This window comes from Chryseobacterium sp. GVT01B, assembly GCF_019970045.1.
GTDB lineage: Bacteria > Bacteroidota > Bacteroidia > Flavobacteriales > Weeksellaceae > Chryseobacterium.
On record NZ_JAHXYI010000004.1, the window covers coordinates 379,682 to 403,492 of the forward strand.

24 protein-coding genes are annotated in these 23,811 nt (G+C 35.8%); 14 read left to right on the forward strand and 10 right to left on the reverse strand.

Annotated features, from left to right (window positions below):
- Positions 1-37 precede the first annotated feature (37 nt).
- From LC457_RS11595 to LC457_RS11610, 4 genes are all read left to right on the forward strand, one after another.
- Positions 38-610: a hypothetical protein gene (locus LC457_RS11595; RefSeq protein ID WP_223599970.1), complete on the forward strand. Its 573-nt coding sequence runs from the start codon at positions 38-40 to the stop codon at positions 608-610.
- 136 nt (positions 611-746) lie between these two features.
- Entirely contained in the window at positions 747-2,081 is a 1,335-nt protein-coding gene (locus LC457_RS11600) for a trigger factor (RefSeq protein ID WP_223599971.1), read from the forward strand.
- Between the two features lie 200 nt (positions 2,082-2,281).
- On the forward strand, positions 2,282-2,968 hold the full coding sequence (locus tag LC457_RS11605) for a hypothetical protein (protein ID WP_223599972.1): 687 nt from the start codon (positions 2,282-2,284) through the stop codon (positions 2,966-2,968).
- Between the two features lie 151 nt (positions 2,969-3,119).
- Positions 3,120-5,984 carry a pitrilysin family protein gene (locus tag LC457_RS11610; RefSeq protein ID WP_223599973.1) on the forward strand — a complete coding sequence of 955 codons (2,865 nt, stop codon included), beginning with the start codon at positions 3,120-3,122 and terminating at the stop codon, positions 5,982-5,984.
- Positions 5,985-6,059: 75 nt separating this feature from the next.
- Here LC457_RS11610 and LC457_RS11615 read toward each other — a convergent pair whose 3' ends face one another.
- Together LC457_RS11615 and LC457_RS11620 are read right to left on the reverse strand one after the other, a co-directional pair.
- Positions 6,060-6,644: a DUF3109 family protein gene (locus LC457_RS11615; protein WP_047378893.1), complete on the reverse strand. Its 585-nt coding sequence runs from the start codon at positions 6,642-6,644 to the stop codon at positions 6,060-6,062.
- 6 nt (positions 6,645-6,650) lie between these two features.
- Positions 6,651-7,556, reverse strand: coding sequence for a DUF6427 family protein (locus LC457_RS11620; RefSeq protein WP_223599974.1), 906 nt, complete (start codon positions 7,554-7,556; stop codon positions 6,651-6,653).
- Between the two features lie 42 nt (positions 7,557-7,598).
- On the opposite strand from LC457_RS11620, the gene LC457_RS11625 reads away from it, so the two are divergent.
- Positions 7,599-7,832, forward strand: coding sequence for a hypothetical protein (locus tag LC457_RS11625; RefSeq protein ID WP_149833408.1), 234 nt, complete (start codon positions 7,599-7,601; stop codon positions 7,830-7,832).
- 83 nt (positions 7,833-7,915) lie between these two features.
- Here LC457_RS11625 and LC457_RS11630 read toward each other — a convergent pair whose 3' ends face one another.
- From LC457_RS11630 to LC457_RS11655, 6 genes are all read right to left on the reverse strand, one after another.
- Positions 7,916-8,353 carry a universal stress protein gene (locus LC457_RS11630; protein WP_142717734.1) on the reverse strand — a complete coding sequence of 146 codons (438 nt, stop codon included), beginning with the start codon at positions 8,351-8,353 and terminating at the stop codon, positions 7,916-7,918.
- Between the two features lie 59 nt (positions 8,354-8,412).
- A complete protein-coding gene (locus tag LC457_RS11635) occupies positions 8,413-9,018 on the reverse strand; it encodes a fumarylacetoacetate hydrolase family protein (protein WP_223599975.1) in 606 nt (201 codons plus the stop codon).
- 12 nt (positions 9,019-9,030) lie between these two features.
- The gene (locus tag LC457_RS11640; protein WP_223599976.1) at positions 9,031-9,591 is read right to left on the reverse strand and encodes a hypothetical protein; all 561 of its coding nucleotides are present in this window, start codon (positions 9,589-9,591) and stop codon (positions 9,031-9,033) included.
- 8 nt (positions 9,592-9,599) lie between these two features.
- On the reverse strand, positions 9,600-9,995 hold the full coding sequence (locus LC457_RS11645; RefSeq protein WP_223599977.1) for a putative signal transducing protein: 396 nt from the start codon (positions 9,993-9,995) through the stop codon (positions 9,600-9,602).
- A 2-nt stretch (positions 9,996-9,997) separates the two neighbouring features.
- Entirely contained in the window at positions 9,998-10,762 is a 765-nt protein-coding gene (locus LC457_RS11650; RefSeq protein WP_223599978.1) for a 3'-5' exonuclease, read from the reverse strand.
- A 75-nt stretch (positions 10,763-10,837) separates the two neighbouring features.
- On the reverse strand, positions 10,838-11,551 hold the full coding sequence (locus LC457_RS11655; protein ID WP_223599979.1) for a phosphatidylcholine/phosphatidylserine synthase: 714 nt from the start codon (positions 11,549-11,551) through the stop codon (positions 10,838-10,840).
- Positions 11,552-11,640: 89 nt separating this feature from the next.
- Between LC457_RS11655 and LC457_RS11660 the strand changes: the two genes are divergently transcribed.
- The 9 genes from LC457_RS11660 to LC457_RS11700 all read left to right on the forward strand — a co-directional run bounded on the left by LC457_RS11660 (position 11,641) and on the right by LC457_RS11700 (position 22,491).
- Positions 11,641-13,569: an LTA synthase family protein gene (locus LC457_RS11660; protein WP_223599980.1), complete on the forward strand. Its 1,929-nt coding sequence runs from the start codon at positions 11,641-11,643 to the stop codon at positions 13,567-13,569.
- A gap of 146 nt (positions 13,570-13,715) precedes the next feature.
- Positions 13,716-14,135, forward strand: a complete 420-nt coding sequence (locus tag LC457_RS11665) for a DUF2147 domain-containing protein (protein ID WP_223599981.1) — start codon at positions 13,716-13,718, stop codon at positions 14,133-14,135.
- Between the two features lie 242 nt (positions 14,136-14,377).
- On the forward strand, positions 14,378-15,358 hold the full coding sequence (locus LC457_RS11670; protein WP_047378880.1) for a pyruvate dehydrogenase complex E1 component subunit beta: 981 nt from the start codon (positions 14,378-14,380) through the stop codon (positions 15,356-15,358).
- Positions 15,359-15,472: 114 nt separating this feature from the next.
- Entirely contained in the window at positions 15,473-17,467 is a 1,995-nt protein-coding gene (locus LC457_RS11675) for a KUP/HAK/KT family potassium transporter (protein ID WP_223599982.1), read from the forward strand.
- 66 nt (positions 17,468-17,533) lie between these two features.
- Positions 17,534-18,007, forward strand: coding sequence for a Fur family transcriptional regulator (locus LC457_RS11680; protein WP_047386665.1), 474 nt, complete (start codon positions 17,534-17,536; stop codon positions 18,005-18,007).
- Between the two features lie 3 nt (positions 18,008-18,010).
- Positions 18,011-19,750 carry an OstA-like protein gene (locus tag LC457_RS11685; RefSeq protein ID WP_223599983.1) on the forward strand — a complete coding sequence of 580 codons (1,740 nt, stop codon included), beginning with the start codon at positions 18,011-18,013 and terminating at the stop codon, positions 19,748-19,750.
- A 96-nt stretch (positions 19,751-19,846) separates the two neighbouring features.
- Complete coding sequence (locus LC457_RS11690; RefSeq protein ID WP_223600110.1) at positions 19,847-21,022, forward strand: aspartate aminotransferase family protein; 1,176 nt, start codon at positions 19,847-19,849, stop codon at positions 21,020-21,022.
- Positions 21,023-21,210: 188 nt separating this feature from the next.
- Positions 21,211-21,597 (forward strand): START-like domain-containing protein, encoded by a 387-nt coding sequence (locus LC457_RS11695; RefSeq protein ID WP_034696870.1) that lies wholly within the window; start codon positions 21,211-21,213, stop codon positions 21,595-21,597.
- A 78-nt stretch (positions 21,598-21,675) separates the two neighbouring features.
- Entirely contained in the window at positions 21,676-22,491 is an 816-nt protein-coding gene (locus LC457_RS11700; protein WP_223599984.1) for an aminotransferase class IV, read from the forward strand.
- A gap of 85 nt (positions 22,492-22,576) precedes the next feature.
- On the opposite strand, the gene LC457_RS11705 is transcribed toward LC457_RS11700, so the two are convergent.
- Positions 22,577-23,158 (reverse strand): N-acetylmuramoyl-L-alanine amidase, encoded by a 582-nt coding sequence (locus LC457_RS11705; protein ID WP_223599985.1) that lies wholly within the window; start codon positions 23,156-23,158, stop codon positions 22,577-22,579.
- Between the two features lie 102 nt (positions 23,159-23,260).
- On the reverse strand, positions 23,261-23,809 hold the full coding sequence (locus tag LC457_RS11710) for a YqgE/AlgH family protein (RefSeq protein WP_047420684.1): 549 nt from the start codon (positions 23,807-23,809) through the stop codon (positions 23,261-23,263).
- Positions 23,810-23,811: the final 2 nt, after the last annotated feature.

Sequence of the window (23,811 nt, forward strand, 5' to 3'; positions counted from 1 at the left end):
TTCAATCAAAATTTTACAATTTTAAAATTCTTAAAAAATGAAAAATCTATTCAATACTAAAAATATCATCAAATTATTAGCTGTTTTATTTATTACTGTTACTGCTGTGACCTCGTGTCAGAGGAATGGATCTGCAGAAGAAGATGACCTTCCTCAGGAAGAACTTACCAACATCCTTTTGTTGGTGACAGACGATGCTGCAGGAACTACCCAGACTTATGATTACAGTATCGGGGCAGGAGGAACACCTACCATTCCGCTTACAAATGGTAAGACCTATACTGTTCAGGCAAAATTTAAAAACGGAAATGAAGATGCTACTCAGGAAATTATTGATGCTAAAAACGAACACTTTTTAATTTTTGATTTTCCAAAATCTAATATTACAGTAGAAAGAGTAGATGGAAGTGATCTTAGAAGCGATGGAAAGAGAGTAGGATTAAGAACAAAATGGACCGTAGTAAAAGCTGTTGACGGAACTGCGCCATTCTTAAAATTAACGCTTATTCACTCTCCTCAAAGCGTAAATGATGCTAAATCAGGAACTGCCTGGGGAAGTGTAGTAGGAGGAGAAACTGATGCTGAGGCAAAATATAACCTAAGTAATTAGGATAATTAATCTTGTTTGGACCACCGGAATTCTCCGGTGGTTTTTTATTTAACAATATTTGGCGTTATAAGTTGATTTTAAATGGGTGATTTTCATAAAAAATTCATATTTTTGCAACCTAAAATTTTAATCAATAATGAAGGTTACCGCACAAAACCATGATGACGTAAGTGCATTGCTTACAGTAACATTGGAAAAATCTGACTACAAAGAAAAAGTAGAGAAGCAGTTGATTAATTATGCTAAAAATGCGCAAGTTCCTGGATTCAGAAAAGGGAAAGTGCCTTTGAGTATGGTTAAAAAACAATATGAAGCAGGTATTGCATTTGAAGAAATCAACAGACAGGTTTCTGATGCTTTAAACAACTATGTTAATGAAAACAAATTAAGATTAGTTGGTCAGCCTGTTCCTCAGCCAGTAAACGAATTAGATTACAATGCTGATCAATTAGAAGTTGCTTTCGAAGTAGGATATGAGCCTGAATTCACTATAGATTTAGCTAAATATGAAGCACCTCACTACAAAGTAGAAGCTTCTGACAAAGAAATCAGCAAGAGTATTGAAAACATGCAGAAGCGTTTCGCTGAGCAGGTTCCTCAAGATAAAATCACTAAAGATTCTTACATTGCTTTAGAAGTTTCTCAGGTTGTGGAAGAAGATGCTGAAGGAGAGCACCACCACCACCCAAAAAACCTTACCGTAACAGCTGAAAATAAAGAAGCTTTCAAATTGGTAAAAGGTTTGAAAATGGAAGGTTCTGTAAAAGTAACGAAAGAAACTCTTGCAGGTGACGAAGAATTAGCTAAAGAATTAGGATTCAGCAAAGAAGAAGTAGAGCACCTACACCACAATGAAGTAGAAGTAAAAGTAAAAGACTTCTATACATTAAACTTAGCTGAACTTAACCAGGACTTATTCGATAAAGTATACGGAGAAGGAAATATCAAGACTGAAGAAGAACTTAAAGATAAAGTGAAAACTGAATTGGACGAGTACTTCCAGCAAAATGCTGATGTTCACTTTGTGAATAAAGTATTAGAGCAGGTAACTGATAAAGAAGAAGTAAAACTTCCTGAATCATTCCTTGTGAAGTGGTTATTATTCTCTAACCAGAACATCCAGTCTGAAGATCAGGCTAAAGAAATTCTTGAAGCTGAGAAAAACCAATTGAGATATCAGATCATCGAAGGTAAATTGATGACTGAAAACGAAATCAACCTTGACTATGCTGATGTATTAGCTCAGGCTGAACAGTTAGTTAAAAATCAATTGGCAATCTACGGAATCCACCACTTAGGTGATGAAGAAATCCAGAAATATGCTGTTGAAATGTTGAAAGACCAGGAGCAGGTAAGACAAATTTCTTCTGAAGTAGCTATGGCTAAATTGAAAGATGTAATTCTTGAAAAAGCCAGCAAAAAAGAAACTAAAATTTCTCACGACGAATTTTTAGAAGAACTTAAGAAATAATTATAGTCCGATATAAATATTTGAAAACCGTCAATTCTTTGGCGGTTTTTTGTATTATATATTCATCCTAAAGGTTAATCAGCTATTACTCATCATCAATCATTCATCAATTATCATTCATTACTAATTGCTCATTACTCATTACTTATCCGTATGTCCGCCAATATTCCTATATTTACCCTTTAAACTTTATTATAAATATGAAAAAGATCATCATTCCGTTTTTCTGTGCTGTACTTTTTTCAGTACCGGCAGCCGCTCAGAAGAAAGGAGCTGCATCTGCTAAAACAGAAGCTGTAAAATCCAAACTTACCTCTAAAGAAGTTATTGATAATTATTTCAAGGCATTAGGAGGAAAAGATAAACTGGAAGCTGTAAAATCTACCATTACTGACAACACAGTAGCTGTACAGGGAATGGAAATCCAAATGACAACTAAGAAATTAGGAAATAAATTCAAATCCGTACAAGCTTTTATGGGGAAGGAAATGATTCAGTTGTTTGACGGTGAGAAAGGATACTTTGATCAGATGGGAACTAAAACAGATATTCCTGCTGATAAGATCGCTGACCTGAAAAAAGGAAAACCCATTGATGCTCTGGCCTTTGATGCTTCAAACTTCCAGACTGTATCTACAGAGAAATTAGACGGAAAAGACTATAATGTATTGTCTTCGGATAAAGGAAAGTTTTATTTCGATGCAGGAACTGGACTTTTATATAAGACGGATGCAGGAGAAGGAAATGCAACCATTAAAAGTTATATGACTGTAGATGGAATACAGTTCCCTGCTGAACTGGATGCTGAAGGTGGAGGTCAGAAAATGACAATTAAAACGAACAAAGTTGTAATCAACTCCGGAGTTACGGATGCTGATTTTAAATAGAAAATCGCTTTTAAAGATATTAAACCGGGTATTTCCCGGTTTTTTTGGTATATGGAGAAGTTTAACTCAAATTTAACTATAAAATGAATTCTGTAATTTCTTCACATTGTGGATAATTGTTAGTTTTAAGCCGTAAATAAAATCAAATACCATGAAAAAAGTCTTATCTTCATTTGCGGTCATCTTTTTGATGTCAGCAAACGCCTTTGGACAGAATATTCCAGTGGATCCTTCTGTACGAATTGGTACCCTTTCCAACGGAATGAAGTACTATATCAAAAAAAATACTTTACCGGAGAAAAAAGTAGATTTCCGTCTGGCCATCAATGCCGGATCAATTCTTGAAGATGAAAATCAAAGAGGATTGGCTCACTTTATGGAGCATATGAACTTCAATGGAACCAAAAACTTTCCAGATAATAAATTAGTAGACTTTTTACAGTCTATCGGAGTGAAATTCGGACAGCACCTTAACGCTTATACCAGCTTTGACGAGACGGTTTATATGCTTCCCGTTCCATTGGATAAACCAGGAAACCTGGATGCCGGATTGAAAGTAATGGAAGACTGGGCCTTCAATGCAACCCTTTCTGATGAACAGATCAATAAAGAAAGAGGAGTAGTATTGGAAGAGCTAAGATTGGGTCTTGGAGCTGATAAGAGAATGATGGATAAATATCTTCCGAAGTTTTTATATAAATCTCAATATGCAGACCGACTTCCGATTGGCAAAAAAGAAGTGTTGGAAAACTTCAAACCTGATGTGATCAGAAAATTTCACCAAGATTGGTACAGACCGGATCTGATGGCCATCATTGTTGTAGGAGATATCAACGTGGATGAAATTGAAAAAAAGATAAAAGATAACTTCAGCAAATATAAAAACCCTTCAAAACCCAGAGAAAGAAAATCTTTCGATCTTCCGAACCACAAAGAAACTCTGGTAGCTATTGAAACAGATCCTGATGCTACCAATTCTATGGTACAGTTTATCATGAAAGATACTGATGCCTATAAACCGGATGTAACGGTAGAGCAGTACAATCAGAGTCTTGTTGAAAATCTTTCAACAACGATGCTTAACAATAGATTGAGAGAACTGATCAATTCTACAAACCCGCCTTTTACTTTCGGATCAGTATATCACGGAGGAACTTATGCAAGAAGCAAAGAAGCTTTCCAGGGATTTGCCATGGTGAAAGAAGGAAACCAGCTGAATGCACTGAAAGTTTTACTGGAAGAGGTTGAAAGAGCAAAAAGATTCGGATTTACCCAATCTGAACTTGACAGAGCGAAATCTCAGGTATTATCCAACCTTGAAAGATCTTATAACAATAAAGATAAGACAGAAAGCGATATGCTGGTAGGTGAGTATGTAAGAAACTTCCTGGAGCAGGAACCAATACCTGGAATTGCATGGGAATATGAAGATACCAAGTCTTTCTTACCATCGGTTACCCTTGCACAGACCAACGAAATCATCAAAAAAATGGTGAAAGATGACAGCAGGGTGATTGTGATTACAGGTCCTAAAAAAGATAATATTACCATGCCTACAGAAGCAATGGTTCTGAATACATTCGATGCTGTAAAAATGGCTGATCTGAAACCTTATGAAGAAAAGGCTACCATCAAAAATTTAGTAAAACCTTTCAAATCTGAAGGAAAAATTGCTAAAACAGAAACGGATACCAAGCTGGGAACAACAACCTGGACATTAAGTAATGGTGCTAAAGTAACTTTCAAGAAAACTGATTTTAAAGATGACGAAATTGTATTTACTGCAAGAAGCTTAGGAGGAAGTTCTCTTATTCCGGATGCAGATTACAATAAGACACAATTTGCTTTCTCTGCATTAACAGAAGCTGGAGTAGGCGGATTCTCAAAAGCGGATCTTACCAACTATCTTGCCGGTAAGCAGGTGAATGTAAATCCTATGGTAACCTCACTTTTTGAGGGGGTTTCCGGAAGAACAACCCAAAAAGATTTAGGAACAGCCATGGAGCTGATGTATGCTTATTTTACAAACTTAAATTACAACCCGGCTTCATTCAATGCATACAAAGAAAAGCAGTCTGCAATGCTGAATAACCTGTTGTCTAACCCTCAGGCTTATTTCTCTAACGAGCATGCTAAATTCATGAATCAAAAGAACCCTAGATTTATTGGTGTATTCCCAATGGAAAAAGACTGGGCCAATACCGACTATAAAAAAGCATACGATATCTATAAAGATAAATTCGCCAATGCCGGAAACTTCCAGTTTTATTTCGTAGGAAATATTGACGAAGCGAAGTTTAAAAATGAAGTCCTTCAGTATATTGCAAGCTTACCATCATCAGGGAAAGCTACAATGTTCAAAGATACCGGATACAGAACAATGACCGGAGATTATACAAAAGTGTATAAAAAAGGAAAAGATCCTAAGAGTATGGTATCTATCTCGTATAGTGGAGAAGCTCCGTACAATGAAAAAGAAGCTTTAGCATTATCAGCTCTTGGAGAAGTGGCTACCATAAAAGTTATCGAAAAACTTAGAGAAGACGAAAGCGGTATCTACGGTGGAGGTGCAAGAGGAGGTATGAACAAAATTCCTTATGGTACTTACAGCTTTGGAATTAACTTCCCTTGTGGTCCGGAAAATGCAGATAAACTGACAAAGAGTGCTATTACTGAGCTTCAGAAGCTGATTGATAATGGCCCGGAGCAAAAAGATCTGGATAAGTACAAAGAAGGAGAATACAATGACAATAAAACAGAATTGAAAGACAATATGTTCTGGATGAATGCTATTGCTAAAAACCAGCTAGACGGAAGTGATAAATATGACATCCTGAATTATCAGGAAAAAGTAAAAGCGCTTACCGTAAAGGATCTTCAGGATGTCGCTAAAAAATATCTTACAAAAGGTAGAATTGTAGCGACTTTGATGCCGGAAGACGGTTGGGAAAAAGCTAAAAAAGAGGAAACTAAAAAAGCAGAAGTTACTACTGTAAAAGCAGGAGCTGTTAACTAGTCATACTTTTTTATTACAATAAGAAAACCGCAGAGAAATCTGCGGTTTTTGTTATTTAATTCAAATCCTGATCGGTTAAGAACCATATTCTTTTTTCCATTCATCAGCAGCCCCGCTCAGAACATTGTAAAATTCTTCGCCATATTTTCTGATCAATGGAGTCTTTAAAAACTTATAGACAGGAACCTGAAGTTCTTTTCCAAGCGTACACGCATCGCTGCATACATTCCATTCATGATAATTCAAAGCAGTGAATGCAGAATATTCTGTAACACGAATAGGATAGAGGTGGCAGGAAATTGGCTTCTGCCAGTCTACAGCCCCATCTTCATAGGCTTTTTCAATACCACATTTGGTAATCCCTTTTTCGTCGAATGTTACATAAGCACATTCGCGGTTTTCCACCATAGGAGTAACATACATTCCGTCGTGCGGGTCAGTAGTCCATGTTCCTTGCTCTTCAAGGGCTTTGATGCCTTCCTGAGTAAGGTAAGGTTTTATTTTATCAAAAATACTGTCCAATATTTCAAGCTCGTTTTTATCCAACGGAGCTCCTACATCTCCTTCCACACAACATGCACCTTTACATTTTGTAAGGTTGCAAACAAATTCTTCGGAAAAAATTTCCTCAGAAATCAATTTATCGTCTATCTGAATCATAATTTTCTAAAATAAATCAAAAACTGTACCTGCTTTAAAGGTCAGTAAACTAATAATAATAAGCCATACACTGGCTTCACGCATCCAGTATTTAGGTAAGAATCTCATCATTCTGCTCAGAATAATACTTGAAGGAAATGCCAGAAGCAGCAGATATTCATAGCTCTTATTCATATACAGGATGATGGAAACAAGCTGTGCCATCGAAAAGACCAACAGGAAAGTATATTTATACCTGCTTATCGGGCTTTTTTTATTATAATTTTTAAAATGGTCATATACTGCATAAATAAGCATCAGAACCACAGGGATCAGTGGCAGAAGCTCCGTATAATCCGTTACCGGTTTCATCTTTCCAAACGGAAAATAATCTATATTCCAGAAAGTAAACTGAACAAAATACATCACAGAGAAATAACTGAAGGTAATCAGAACAATTCCCAGCAGGAATCTGAAAAGGTTCAATGTGATTTTAGCAGAGGTCGCAATCACATGAATGATCACAAAAACAGCCATCGGCCACGTGGTAGGAAGGAAAATAAAGTTTAATGCCACAATAGATCCTACCAATACATACGACTTCTTTCTGATATCTTCATCCGCACTGGTCAGAAGAAGGATAAGAAAGGAGTTTGTAAGCAGCGAAACCGCAATTCCTATATCCAGATTTCCGGGATACAGCCCGAAAATGAAAAAAGTATATAAAAATAATGGGAGATGCGTCTGATAATTAAGGGCAATACTGTGAAAACAAAAATATCCCAAAGCAATTCCCAGAAAAGTTATTCCGGCAACAATGGCTTCATAAGTGTTGAAATTCAGTATGTTAAATATTATGACTACTAAAAGAAGAAAACCAATATAAACAGGAATTGAAAAAATATTGCTTTCTTTTGAAAGTAATTTAAACATTTTTTATAAATTTGTACAAAGTTAATTTAAAAAAGGAAAATAATGACGTCTTTCTTTCTATTCTTAAGTAAAGTTTTCAAATGGACTTTCGGTTTCTTTGATACTTTCGGTAATGTTTTAAACTGGATCTTATTTGCAGTTTGCTGTGTATTATTTACTTATTGGTGCTATGTACTTGTAGTAACATTAGGTGGAGACAAAGACAAAGACTATTATTCTCCAACGGAAGGTAAGCACCCTTACTACGATCCGAATATCTACAAAAAAGAAGGTTAATTAATTGGTTATATAGTAAAAAACCGATCAGACAATATGCTCTGATCGGTTTTTTTATTACTAACGATTAAAATTTCTTTTTCTTAGTCGTGAATTGGAAGTACCAAAACAGGAATACTTGAACTTTTAGTAATTCCTTTGGTTAAGCTTCCCACGAATACATCATAAATTCCGCTTCTGCCATGCGATCCCATCACAATATAATCTGCATTTTTTGCCTTTGCATGTTCCAGAATGATGTCTTTGGCAAGCCCTTGTTTTAAAAGGTGTTCGCAATCAATATCATGAGCAATGATTCTCTGCTCAATTTTATTAAGCTGTACCAGCTCTTCTCTGATTTCATTGGCTTCTACTTCAGGAAAATATTGAAATCCCATATCGCCAATGGCAAAGCCGATATCTGATGGCGCTACATGAATCAGGTAAATTCTGCCGTTAAGCTGTTTTGCAAATTTTATGGCACCGTCTACCAATTGGTCTGTCTTGTCCCCAAAATCTACGGGTACTACAATATTTATCATAACCTCTAATTTTGTTACCTAAAGATAGGGAAAATTTGTCAGACTCTGATGTTAAATACTTATAATATTCGGATATCAAGGATTTTTTCTTCTTCAAGATAAGCCTCCAGAATATCATTTTCATCTACTTTTCCAACTCCTTTTGGAGTTCCTGTGAAGATAAGGTCACCAACTCTTAACGTAAAATACTGAGAAGCGAAGGCAATGATTTCATCAAAATTGAACATCATATCCTTTGTATTACCATCCTGTACTTTCTCTTTGTTCTTTAACAATGAAAACTGAAGGGTCTCAAGGCTGAAGTTATCTTTTTTAAAGAAACTGCTTACTACTGCAGAACCGTCAAAACCTTTAGCAAGCTCCCATGGAAGCCCTTTTGATTTTAGTTCACTCTGGAGATCTCTCGCTGTGAAATCTATTCCCAGAGCTATTTCTTCATAATGCTTATTAGCTGTTTCTTTTTGAACATATTTCCCCCCTTTGGAAATTTTTAATACCACTTCAAGTTCGTAGTGAATGTCATTTGAAAATTCAGGGATGTAAAAATCATTTCCTTTCAGAACCGCTGTATCCGGTTTCATAAAAATAACGGGATTTTCAGGAATTTCATTTCCTAATTCTTTCGCGTGTTCACTGTAGTTTCTTCCTATGCAGATTATTTTCATAACTTAATTAATTTACTTTACCTTACCTTTAAAATATCCTTTACCTTCTTCTATATATTTTTCAGGACCATATCTTCTTTGAACTTTGAGTTCAGTGTATCCGAAGATGCTATCTCCTTTTTGATAAGATTCTTTATCCAGAATAAGTTTACTGTCCAAAACTTTATAATATTCTCCCGTGTCCAAAAAATCAAAAAGTTTTATATCGTCAGTATAAGAATAGGGAGAGATTTTATATCTGTTTTGAAAAATATCTATCTGAAAACCACCACCGCTGAAACCATCTCCAACAGAAAATGTAACGTTTAGCATTGGATTTTCATTAATAGAGCACATATAATATGCTGGACTTATACTGTCTGATTTTGTTTTAAAATCATTGGTTTTAATATCTTCACTTTCTGAACCCCAGATATTTGTTTGTTTTTGCTGATCAAAAGATTTAAAAAGAGGTTTCTGGCTTAAACTACGATCAACTTCTACACTGTTCCATACCAATAAGAATTTTCCTATTATGAAAACAAGAAAGCCAAGAATAACAATGAGAAAAATCTTTCCAATTTTTTTGACCATATTAAACCTTAATGGAACTCATTTCCGCAATAGTAACATTTGAATTTATGACTCGTCAGAAAAGAAATTCCAAAGAAACTTGTTGCGCTGTCATCTCTGTAAATATGATTGGAACCGCATTTCGGACAGACAAAATCAAACTCAGGATCTTCAATGGTGTGTTCTACTTCCAGCGAATACTGTTCATTGTCCTTATAATCCTGCAATACCTGCTTGGCCTTTTCCAGATCTTCTTCAAAAACCTGAAGTTGTATTCCGCCTACCGCTTGTGACAAAAGCCAATCCGACTGGATAAGCTGTTCATTCGCAATGAAGCTGTTGATATCGTTTTCAGCCAATATCTGTTTGTCCCTGTTAGCTTCAAGGGCAGTTTCATAAAATTTAAAACGAACCAGATCAGACATATTTAAAATCTGCTTGAGAGTTGAATTTTTGTAAAAACTTTCTTCGTATACAACGGAAAGTCAGCATTCTGAAGCCATCCGAAATATCCTAAATCTTTTTGGAATACCGCTTTCACGCCCTGGCCTTTATATTTTCCAAAGTTGAAAACTTCTTCCATTTTTTCGTTATATCCGATAAATCCGGCAAGATCTGCATTCTTATTATGGAATGTAAACTCACTTAGCGGAGCTATTTCATTCGGAATATCATCATATTTTCCTACTTGTGCATCCAGAACTTCAAACGTTGCCATGACATCAGCTTCTGCAGAATGGGCATTTTCCAGTGTTTTTCCACAGTAAAACTGATAAGCAGCTCCTAAATTTCTAGGTTCTTTTTTATGGAAAATAGTCTGCGCATCTACTAATCTGAATTTACTCAGATCAAAATCCATTCCTACTCTTAAAAGCTCTTCAGCTAAAAGCGGAACATCAAACCTGTTGGAATTAAACCCTCCCAAGTCACTTCCGGTAATCATTTCCATAATTTTAGAAGCAATATCTCTGAAGGTGGGTGCATCTTTTACATCTTCATCATAAATTCCGTGGATCTCACTGCTTTCTTTAGGAATAAGCATTTCCGGGTTGACGCGCAATGTTTTGCTTTCTCTGGAAGCATCAGGATTTACTTTTAAGATACAGATTTCAACAATTCTGTCTTTTCCGATGTTGGTTCCTGTTGTTTCAAGGTCAAAAATACAAAGTGGTTTATGGAGTTTTAAATTCATGTTGATGATTAATAATTTGAAAATGTGTTTTACTTAAAATAAGGTGATAAAAACCTTATGTAAATTCTTTAATTTCTATTTTAACTGTCCCTGAAAAACAAGAGACACCAATATATAATAAATAACAAGCATCGGAATTCCTACCACCTGAAACAGGGCAAGAATAGCAATACCTCCTACCAGTAATACAACTTTAGGGTAATTATCTTTTAGTTGTTTTGATTTGAATTTCATCGCCATCATCTTAATCGGGCTGATCAGAAGCCATGAGGTAAGAAGAGTCAGAAGAATCAGCAGCAGCTCATTATTGAACAAAAAGCTGAAAGTTCCGGTTTCTTTAAAAGCATAATAAAGACCAAACAATAAAACAGTATTGGTTGGCGTATTCAATCCTTTGAAATAATAACGCTGCTCTTCATCAAGGTTGAAGATGGCAAGTCTCAGGCAGGAAAATACCGTAACGATCAATCCGAGATATTTGATTTCAAACGGAAAGTGAATCCCAAGAAGCTCTGCACCAAACGGTTCAAGAGCTTTATACATAGTAAGTCCCGGAATGACCCCAAAGCTTACCATATCCGCAAGAGAATCCAGCTGAAGTCCCAGATTGGAATTTGATTTTAAAGCTCTGGCTACAAAGCCGTCGAAAAAATCGAAAATAGAAGAGAGAATAAGACAGATCGCAGTCGTCTGATAATCTCCTAAAATTAGATGTATTGCTCCTATACAGCCTGCAAATAAGTTAGCCAGGGTTAAGGCATTGGCCAGATTATTTTTTATAAAATCCATAACTACAAAATTACAGTTTTTAAAAATTCTAACTCAAAATAATCTGCACTAAAAAATGCATTAAAGTGTTTTTGGTGTAAATTTGCCCCATGAAATTTTTAAAAGGATTTAGAAAACAGGAAGTTCTGGCATTAGTTTACAGGATTTTTTTAGCCTATGTTTTTTATCAGATTGCCAGACTTTTATTCTGGTATTTTAATAAAGATCTGATTAAAGTTGACTCTGTTTCAGAATACATAAAGCTGGCCTTCCATGGTACGGCTTTCGATACCACTGCTATTTTATATGTCAATGCATTGTTTATACTCCTTAGTTTATTGCCTTTGGTGATCAATACAAAAAAGGTCTTTCAGAAAATTCTTTTCTGGCTGTATTTTATCACGAACGGGATTGCTTATGCGATGAATTTCGGGGATTTTATTTACTATAAATTTGCACAGGCAAGGCTTACCTCTGCCGTATTCCAAGTGGCAGAACATGAATCCAATGTCTCCCAAACGCTGATGATCTCTGTGGGAGAGCATCCTTTTGTGCTGATTTGGTTTATTGTTTTAATGGGATTGTGGGTTTTCCTTTACAAAAGAGTAAAAGTGGAGGAAGCGAAACCTTTAAAATTAGTTCCTTATTTTATTACTTCCATTATTACGCTGTGTCTCACTGCGGTATTGGTGGTAGGAGGAATCAGAGGAGATTTCAAACACAGTACAAGACCTATTAATATGGTGGATGCTACCCGTTTTGTAACAAATCCACTGCAGGGAAATATGGTGCTCAACAGTACATTCTCCTTTTTCAGAACTTTAAATACCAATAATTTTAAGGAAGTTCATTTCGTAGATGAAAAATATATCGAAGAAAATGTACAGCCTTATAAAGTATATGACAGAAAAGTTGAAAACCGACCTAATATCGTTATTTTCATTGTAGAGTCTTTTGGAAGAGAATATTCCGGAGCGTTCAATAAAGATAAAAATATTAAAGATTACGTTTCTTACACCCCGTTTATGGACAGTCTGGCTGGACAGAGTCTGATTTTCCCCAATACTTTTGCGAATGGAAGACAGTCAATTCATGGAATGAGCAGCGTATTGGCCGGAATTCCGAGTCTTACGGATGCCTTTACCGGATCACCTTATTCCAATCAGAAAATTCAGTCTATTGTGTCTGTTTGTAATGATCTTGGATATGATACTTCTTTTTATCACGGAGCGCCGAATGGCTCTATGGGATTCTTGGGATTTGGAAATATTTTAGGATTCAAACACTATTTCGGAAAGACAGAATACAATCATGATGAAGATTTCGATGGAATGTGGGCTATATGGGATGAGCCCTTCCTTCAGTATTTTGCTAAAAATGTCGGGAAGAAGCAACCTTTTATGACGACTGTTTTTACTGCTTCATCACATCATCCTTTTAAAGTACCTGAAAAATATAACGGTAAATTTAAAAAAGGAAAGATTGAAATCCATGAGCCGATGCAGTATACGGATTATGCCATCAAACAATATTTTGAAACCGCTAAAAAGCAGCCTTGGTATAACAATACCATCTTCGTTTTCACCGGAGATCATACCAATCAGGTGTATTACCCGGAATACGAAAGAGCGATGAACCGTTATGCCGTTCCATTGGTTTTTTATTCTCCGAATCCCGCCTATCAGCTGAAAGGAGTAAATCAGGAAATAGCACAGCAGGCGGACATATATCCTACATTGGCTGATCTTATCGGGTATAACAAACCTATCAGAAGCTGGGGTAGAAGTTTGGTAAGTGATAAAAAGTACCCTTTTATCGTTGTAAATTCAGATGGAAGTACAGATCAGTTTATGATCGGGAATTACATTTATCGCTTTGACGGAAAAGAAATTATCGGTGTGTATGATAAATCTGACCTGAGTCTTGAGAAAAATATACTCAATGAGGTTAAAAATGCTGAAGTGGAGCAGGGGAAGAAAACCGCAAAAGCATGGTACCAGGACTATATGGATAGAGTGATTAACAGGAAACTGTATTAAAAACGGTTAGCTGGGAACAGGTTTTTCTGCTTTTCTTTATCTCTTTATGCTTTGTATAATAAAAGTTTTTGTTCGTTGAAAATTAATTTATATTTTTAACAATACGTAGATAAGAATATTGTATTAAAATTAAAACTATAAGAAATATGAAAAAAATATTGTTAACGTTCGCGCTTTCTCTATGTGGTGTACTTACATTTGCACAGATAGAAGGCAAGTGGAAAACAATAGATGATGAGACAAAACAGGCAAAATCTATTGTTGAAGTATTCAAAAAGTCAGACGGGAAATATTATGGGAAAGTTTCTCAGTTATTAATAAAACCAGCTGAACCCAACTGTACACTTTGTAAAGATGACAGAAAGGGAAAACCAATTGTAGGATTGGAGATCATCAGAGGATTGAAAAAAGACGGTGATGAGTTTACCGGAGGAACAATTACGGACCCTAAAACAGGGAAAACCTACAAGTGTACTATTACAAGAAGCGGAGATAAGCTGAATGTAAGAGGTTACTTAGGATTATCTTTATTAGGAAGAACCCAGGTTTGGGAGAAAGCTAATTAATATAAGTTTAAATAGAATTTTAAAACGGCATTTCAGCAATGAAATGCCGTTTTTGTATAGGAAAGATTTAAAAGAAATTCTTTTCCATACTTTAGAAAAAACAAGAAAGAATAGTACAGCCATGAAGAAAAATCATTTTTAAATAAAATTAATAAAAAGACTTCTCGCTCAAATGAGGAGTCTTTTTATGATGTGTATAATAAAAAATCACTATTTTTGTAGTCTAAATTTTTCGAATAAATATGGCAGAATATACTTTTCGTGAGGTAATTGCACAGGCAATGAGCGAGGAAATGCGTAAAGACGAATCCATCTTTTTAATGGGGGAGGAAGTTGCAGAATACAATGGTGCTTATAAAGCTTCAAAAGGAATGCTGGATGAGTTTGGTCCTAAAAGAGTAATTGATACTCCAATTGCAGAACTTGGGTTTACAGGAATTGCTGTTGGTGCTGCAATGAATGGTAACAGACCAATTGTAGAGTATATGACATTCAATTTCTCATTGGTAGGAATTGATCAGATTATCAATAATGCTGCAAAAATCCGTCAGATGAGTGGTGGACAATGGAACTGTCCAATCGTTTTCCGTGGGCCTACGGCTTCTGCAGGACAATTGGGAGCTACCCACTCTCAGGCCTTTGAAAACTGGTTTGCAAACATTCCTGGCCTTAAAGTAGTGGTTCCTTCAAATCCTTACGATGCGAAAGGATTGTTGAAAACAGCAATTCAGGATAATGATCCGGTTATTTTCATGGAGTCTGAGCAGATGTATGGAGATAAAATGGAAATTCCTGAAGAAGAATACTACTTACCATTAGGAAAAGCAGATATCAAGAGAGAAGGTACAGATGTTACTTTGGTTTCTTTCGGTAAAATCATGAAGCTGGCTTTACAGGCTGCTGAAGATATGGCTAAAGAAGGAATCTCTGTAGAGGTTATTGACCTTAGAACAGTTCGTCCTCTTGATTTTGATACTATTCTGGCATCAGTGAAGAAAACAAATAGATTGGTTATTTTAGAAGAAGCTTGGCCATTTGCGTCTATATCTTCTGAAATTACTTATATGGTACAGCAAAAAGCATTTGACTATTTAGATGCTCCTATCAAGAGAATTACTACTCCTGATGCACCTGCGCCTTACTCTGCTGCATTATTTGCAGAATGGTTCCCTAAACTTGAAAAAGTAAAAGAGGAAATCAAAAAAGCGATGTACGTAAAATAGTTATAGAGAAAAACTTCCGAAAGGAAGTTTTTTCATTTATTATATTCATGAAGAAAAATTCTTGACGTCATAAAATTAGTATAAATTTGCGCCTTTAAAATAAATTAAGCTGATATGGCAGAAGTTACAGAAGATGGTTACCACTTCGATATAAAGAAGCTTTCCTTTATGGGAGTTTTAGTGTCTCTAGGAATTGTTTTTGGAGATATTGGTACCTCTCCGCTTTACGTAATGAAAGCAATTGTGAATGCAAGATTCCAAGGGAGTAATATGCCTTTCAATGAATACATAGAAGGTGCTCTTTCCTGTATTATTTGGACACTTACCCTGCAGACCACAATAAAATATGTGATCATCGCTTTAAGAGCAGATAACAAGGGTGAAGGAGGTATTCTTGCTTTGTTTTCACTAGTTAAAAATCTTAAGAAAGGATGGTTGTATCTGATTGCCATTGTAGGAGCAGCCGCTCTTATTGCAGACGGGGTAATTACGCCATCGCTTACCGTAATGTCGGCTATTGAAGGTCTGGAAATTTATAACCCTCATACCCCTGTTGTACCAATCACCATTGGAATTCTGATTGTTATTTTTGTGGTACAGCAATTCGGAACCAGCTTTATCGGGAAGTTTTTTGGCCCTGTAATGGTTGTTTGGTTCTTAGTATTAGGAGGTTTGGGAGTGATGCATTTAAGTGAGAATTTTGAGATATTAAGATCTTTCAATCCTTACTATGCTTATAAACTTATTGTCAACTCACCAAGTGCCATTGTTATTTTAGGTGCTGTTTTCCTTTGTACAACGGGAGCGGAAGCCCTTTATTCAGACTTAGGACACTGTGGTGCAAAAAATATCAGAGTAAGTTGGGGATTTGTTAAAATCATGCTTATTCTAAACTATCTTGGACAGGGAGCTTGGCTTTTGACTAATTACAATAAACCTGGATTCTCCGTAGTAAACCCGTTCTTTGGAATTATGGAAGAATGGATGATCATCCCGGGAGTAATTTTGGCAACAGCCGCTGCAATTATTGCCAGCCAGGCATTGATTACAGGTTCTTTTACCATCTTCTCAGAAGCAATGTCTCTTAACCTGTGGCCAAATCAAAAAATTGATTATCCTTCAGGGGTGAAAGGACAAATGTATATCCCAAGAATCAACTGGGGACTTCTTATTCTGTGTATTATTGTCGTTCTGCATTTCAGGGAATCCGGAAAAATGGAAGCCGCGTATGGACTTTCCATTACAGTTACGATGCTGATGACAACAATCCTGCTTGTGTTCTGGTTATTGAAACAAAGAGTAAGCAAAATATTGATTTTATTTTTTGCATTTGTTTATATGGCTATTGAATTAGGTTTCTTCAGTGCCAATATTATCAAATTCATGGAAGGAGGTTGGATTACCGTTGTATTGGCTGGTTCTATCGGACTTTCTATGTATGCATGGTATAACGGACGACTGATTAAAACAAGATTTATCCAGTTTGTGAAAATTGAAAAATACGTGTCCATCCTTAAAGATATGAAACTGGATGAAACCATACCGAAATATGCTACAAACCTTGCTTATCTGAGCAGAGCAAAAAGAAATGATGAAGTGGAATCAAAAATCATCTATTCCATCATCAAAAAACAGCCGAAAAGAGCAGATCATTATTTTATCCTGAGCATCGTAAACCAGGAAGATCCCTATACTTTCAAATATACAGTGGACGAAATTCTTCCCGGAACAGTATATAAAATCAACTTCCTTTTAGGATTTAAAGTAGACAGAAGAATCAATGACTATTTCAATATGGTTCTTAAAGATTTAATGGCTGACGGAACCATTCCTTCAAGAAGCAGCCACCCTTCATTAAGATCTCATGAAATACCGCCGGATCTTAAATATGTAATCATAGATAATACTTATATCAACGATATCCTTTTAACTGTTAAACAAAAGATTATTCTTAACATTTATAACTTTGTGAAGTATATCGGAAGTGATGACTTTAAGGCTTGGGGAGTATCTTCTCATAACGTTGAAGTAGAATCTGCACCTATTACAGAACTTACGGTTTATGATAATAAGATTGAGCAGTCGGGGTACTTCCGACACAACTCTTAGCCTTATGGCATCTAACCATACTATCTATTTAAATAAAATTCAATAAATTTGTAGATAATTTTTTTAATGGATACAGTACAAAAAGAAAAAAATATAGCTTTGATCAAGGATGTTTTGAGAAACTACTTATTAGAAAAAGGGTTCAGAAACACACCTGAAAGATATACGATATTAGAAGAGATTTATAATATGGATCATCACTTCAACGTTGATGATCTGTATCTTCTGATGATGCAGAAGAAATATCATGTTTCCAAAGCAACGATTTACAACACTATTGAAATTTTCCTTGATGCAGGTTTGATCCGTAAGCATCAGTTCGGAGAAAAGACATTGACCTCTTCATCTTATGAGAAGTCTTATTTTGACAAACAGCATGACCACCTGGTGATCTACAAAAAAGACTCTGATAAAGAGATTGAAGAAATTATTGAATTCTGTGACCCAAGGATCCAAGGAATCAAAGAAGCCATCGAAGAAGCGTTTGGCGTAAGAATTGATTCTCATTCGCTATATTTCTATGGCACTAAGAATGACTAATTAATGAGAATAATCCTTTTTCTGCTAATCTTTATTTCTACGCTCAACTTTGCGCAGGATAAAACTCCTGTGAAGAGAGATCCCTATTTGCAGGCTCCTTCACCGGCTCAGCCCAAACAGGTGAGACCCGAAGATAAAGTAAAGATCATCCATGCGGACGAAATCAAGAAAGACCCTGAAAAATACGACGGAAACCAATATTTTACCGGTCATGTTCAGATTGAACATCAGGGATCCATTCTTACTGCGGATGAAGTAGTCCTGTATAATGAAGAAAATTTTGTAAAAGCAATAGGTAATACAAGACTTCAAAATACAGATGGCTCCGTAATTACAGCAGGAGAAATGGAATACGATGCCAATACCCAAAAAGGTGTTGCCAGAAAAAACGTGGTCTTAACCGATCCTAAACAAACAATAAAAACAGATATTCTGTATTATGACAGACTGGCTAATCAGGCTTATTTTAATACAGGAGGAACGATCTCAGATGGCCAGAATGTAACCTATGCCAAAGTAGGAACGTATTTCCTCAATACAAGAGTTGTAGACCTTACTGGTAATGTGAAAATAGAAACGCCTCAATATACCATAGAAGGCCCTAATATCAAGCAGAATCAGAATACTAAAATAGCAGATTTTAATGGCCCAACAACCATTACCAGCAAAACCAATCCAAGAAACAGAATCTACACTGAAAAAGGAACTTATAAAATGGATTCCAAGGAGGCTTATTTAACCAAAAACTCCAGAATCTTTTATAATGAGAAAATTCTTACCGGTGATGATATGTACTACAATCAGATCTCAGGATTTGGTAAAGCAACCGGGAATGTAACCCTTGATGATCCAAAAGAAAGAAGATATATAAAAGGAGGGTACGGAGAGATTTTTGAGAAAAAAGACTCTGCGATGATGACGAAAAACCCTTATGCCGTAAAAGTGATGGAAAAAGATTCCATTTATTTTGCAGCAGAAAAAATTATCTCTTACCAAAGACCGGATTCTCTTGATATTAAAGTGAAGAAAAGCTATCTCAGAGCTTTTAAAAAAGCCCGTATTTATAAATCCAACGCACAGGGAAGAGCAGACTCTATTGCTTTCAATGAAACAGATGGAGTAATGCATATGTACACAAGTCCCATTCTGTGGAGCGGTGAAAAACAGGTGACCGGCGATAAAGTAGAAGCTTATTTTAATACCAAAACAGAAGATATAGACTCATTAAAAGTAATCGGAAATGCCTTTGCCATCAGTAAAGTTGATTCACTCAATCTAAAAGATGAATTCAACCAGGTAAAAGGAAAATTCATGACGGTTTACTATGAGAAAAATGATATTAAAGAAGCCAGAGTCGTTGGAAATGCCCAGTCTATTGTCTATGTAGATGATACCGATCAGGAAACCAAAAAACCGGAAAGAATCGGAATTACCCTTTCTACCTGTGGAATTATCGGAGCATTGTTTGAAGAAAGAGCCCTGCAGATTATTTCATGCAGTATCGGAGCAAATTCAGACACCTATCCGATGAGTAAAATAGAACCTGCACGAAGGAAGTTCCCCGATTTTAACTGGAATACGAAAGACCGGATCCGAAAATGGCAGGATATTCTTGTAGACACCCCGAACAACGAAGAAATACAATATACCGCCGATAGCGAACTCTTCGATAAAGCGCAGAAAGCAATTGATGACGAAAAAGCGAAAGAAGAAGCTAAAAAGCCGAAACGAACCAGAAAATAATATAAAAGACCAGTACTCACTGGTCTTTTTTTGTGGATTAATTTTAACCTTTAATGAATCTTTTATAGCTTTGCTGAAATTTTGGAGACAATGGAAATGCATAAAGATTTTTTTATATATCAGGCTCAAACCACAAAATTTGCGGCAGGTTTTGAAGTTGAAAAAGCAGAAGGAAGCTATATTTACGGTACAGATGGAAAAAGATATCTTGACTTTGTAGCAGGAGTTTCTGCCAATACGCTGGGACATTCACATCCTAAGATTGTAAATGCAATCAAAGAACAGGCAGATAAATACCTTCACGTAATGGTATATGGCGAATATGCGCAGGAAAAGCCTATTGCTTTATGCAGACTGCTTGCAGAAGCTACTCCGGATCCTTTGGAAGTTACCTATCTTGTAAACAGTGGTGCCGAAGCTATTGACGGAAGTCTGAAGCTGGCAAAACGATATACCGGAAGAGAAGAAATTGTTTCCTTTAAAGACTCTTATCACGGAAATACCCATGGTGCTTTAAGTGTTTCAGGAAATGAAACCCATAAAAGAGAATTCCGTCCCTTACTGCCAATGGTCTCTTTCATTGAATTTAATAATGAAAAAGATTTCGATAAAATCACTGAGAAAACGGCTTGTGTTATCCTTGAAACCATTCAGGGAGCAGCAGGGTTTCTGGTTCCCGATAAAGACTATCTGATCAAACTAAAAAGAAGATGTGAAGAAGTAGGAGCACTTTTGATTTTAGATGAAATTCAGCCCGGATTTGGAAGAACAGGAAAGTTATTTTCTTTTGAACACTTTGGAATCGTTCCGGATATCCTGGTGATGGGTAAAGGAATGGGAGGAGGAGTTCCTGTAGGAGCTTTTATGAGTTCCAGAGAAATTATGGAAAGCTTATCACACTCACCAAAGCTTGGTCATATTACTACTTTTGGTGGAAATCCATTGATTGCTGCGGCAAGTTATGCTACTTTAAAAGAAGTGCTGGACAGCGGATTGATGAATGAAGTGGAAGAAAAAGAAAAACTGTTCAGAGAACTTTTAGTTCATCCTAAAATTAAAAATATCAATGGCAAAGGTTTAATGCTTGCCGTGAATCTCGGAACACCGGAATATACACTGGAAGTAGCGAAAAAATGTATGGAGAAAGGGCTTGTTGTCTTCTGGCAGCTATACAGAAATGAATACCTGAGAATCTCTCCGCCTCTTACATTATCCAAAGATGAAATCAGAGAAGGATGTCAGATTATTCTTGATATACTGAACGAAAATTAAAGATACAATCTCTCCGGAAAGGAGAGATTTTTTTATGCTTTACATGACAGTTTTAACCATTAAAAATTAATGAAATAAGGATTTAAATCCCGTGATAAATATCATACTGATTCTTTAAAAAAGTAATTGTTTTTTTGCGTAATAAAAAAATTAATTTATATATTGCGGGACGATAAAACAAAGATTATATGGCGAAACATAAAGTCCATTACGAATTTCCAATGCACTGTTTATCAGAGATTTTATATGAATATCTGGCGACTGCAGAGGGATTGTCTGAATGGTTTGCGGATGAGGTAACAGAGAAAGGCGATGATTTCTTTTTTAGCTGGGGTGGAGGACCTGCTGAGAAGGCCACTTTGATCAGATATAAGCCTGAAGGTTTCGTGCGTTTCAGATGGGAAGAAGATGAAGGAACAAAAAATTTCTTTGAAATGACTATCACAATTGATGATATTACAGAAGATCTGGCTTTAAATATTACAGATTTCTGTGAAGAAGGTGATGAAGAGGAAAATGCAATGTATTGGGAAAATCTTATTGAAAACCTGAGAATAAAACTAGGTGCGGCATAATACCGGGCTATATTAAATGATAAAACTGATGAACGATTTATCGTTCATTATTTTTTTGTAAATAAATCACATCAAAAATTGGAAAATCAATATTTTACATCAGACGAGTTAAATGTAAAGAACAGAGCCTTCCTTTGGGGCGACTCAGTGAAAGTTTCTTTCTTTGTAAGAAATGGTGGATTGATCATGGACGAAGAATGCTATTTTTTCCTGATGGCTTCCATGAGAAAAATGAGAATGAATATTCCTTTAACTTACACCCTGGAGTTTTTCCAGACACTTTTTCAAAAAGAAATTATTGAAGATAAAGGGGTAAAGAACGGGATTATCAATTTCCAGGTGTTCAGGAATAATGACGGTGTAACATTGGCAAAATCTTCTGTTTCCTATTTTTACGAAGTTTCAGAGTTAGCAGATGTACTGTCAGTTCATCAAAGATCTTTAGAATTGGATTTGATTAAAGAAATTAACGTTAATAACAACCTTCTGAGCAATATCAGAGTTCACTGCCCGGAAAATATCTACGGAGCGATCTATGCCCAGGAAAATGACCTTGATGACGTTATTCTTCTGAACCCAAACAAAAGAATAGCACGTACCACTGCCGGAAATCTTCTTTTTTTAGAAGGCGATGTTATTAAAGTACCCAAGCAGACTGAAGGAGCTTACATTTCTCCTTTGATGGAAAACTTTGTGACTTTTTTACATAAAAATAACCTTGCTGATATTCAGGAACACGAAATTATCGCATTTGAATCTCAGAAAGCTGAAGAGATTTTAATGATTTCTGAAGAAAAAGGTATATTTTCTGTAGGTAAGATTAGAAATAAGACTTTTGAAAATTCCCGTTTCTCAGAATTAGTGGAAAGCTGGAAGAAAAGTTTTAATCAATAAAAATTGACAAACCCGGTAAACAACAAAGTTCCAGAAGTCCTTTACCGGGTTTTATTCTGATTAAATCAGAAATTGTTTATTTTATTTAGTATTCGTTGATGATTTCAACAAATTTCTGTGCGATTTCTTTCTGCCCTTTTTCACTCGTTATATAATTTCTGTTTTCAGAATTATTGATGAATCCAAGCTCTACCAATACGGCAGGTGCTTTAGTTTCTCTTAAAATATGAAGATTACTCTCCGATATTTTGCGGGCATTGAATTTCTTGTAAATTTTTCCGGCTAACTCCTTTGAAACATCAGAATTCTGAGTGTAAACTTCAAAACCGTTATCAGATCTCTCTTGTTCAGGAGAGGTGTTGACATGGAGTGAAATCACCATTTCAGGATTAAGTTTATTGATCTGAGCTGTCCTTTCGGAAAGAGAAGGATACGTGTCAGAATCCCTTGTCAGAATGATTTCATATTTATCCTGGCTTTCATTAATCTTCTGGATTTCCTTAGCAACACTTAATGATATATTCTTTTCACGAATTTCACCATGCGTAGCCCCAAAATCATTTCCGCCATGACCGGCATCTATGACAATATATTTTTTGTTAATGGGAGTAAATGATAAAAATGCGGTAGAAAATATTGATAAAGCAAGTAATGTAATACCTTTCATATCAGTGATTTTAGTTTTTCAAAGAACGGAAAAACTTTCTTTAAAATTGGTTAAAGGAATCTTAAAGTTTGTTAATTGTCTGATTGATATGAAAATACTACATTAATTCAGCGAAATGTCTTCAGGTGAATTCGCCCAGAGAAGAAACTCACCACCAAGATTCTGCATAATAGACTTCCAAAGGGTCTGATCGTTTGGAAGAGTATAATCCAGATTATAAACATCCACAACTGTCCACATTTTTCTTTGAACTTCAGTGTCAAGCTGGCCTGGAGACCATCCTGAATAACCTGAAAATATTTTGATGTGCTCAATATCCAGTTCGCTGCTCAAAACAGCATTAATGATACGTTCAATATCTTCTGTAAGATAATATTCATCTGTGATGTCTGTATAGATTTCAGTAACCCTTTTACCTTTTACAATAAAAAATACTTTATCATTCTCCACAGGACCTCCGTCATACACCTCAATTTTAAAGTCAAAAAAATCTTTGAACTTGCTGCTCATTTGGCTGTTCTTTTTATTCAGTATCAAACCAAATGCACCACTTTCATTATGTTCAATAACCAACACTACCGATCTTGAAAAAATATCGCCGGAAATGTCAGGTGTCGAGATTAATATTTTACCTTTGTATGAGTGATTCATAC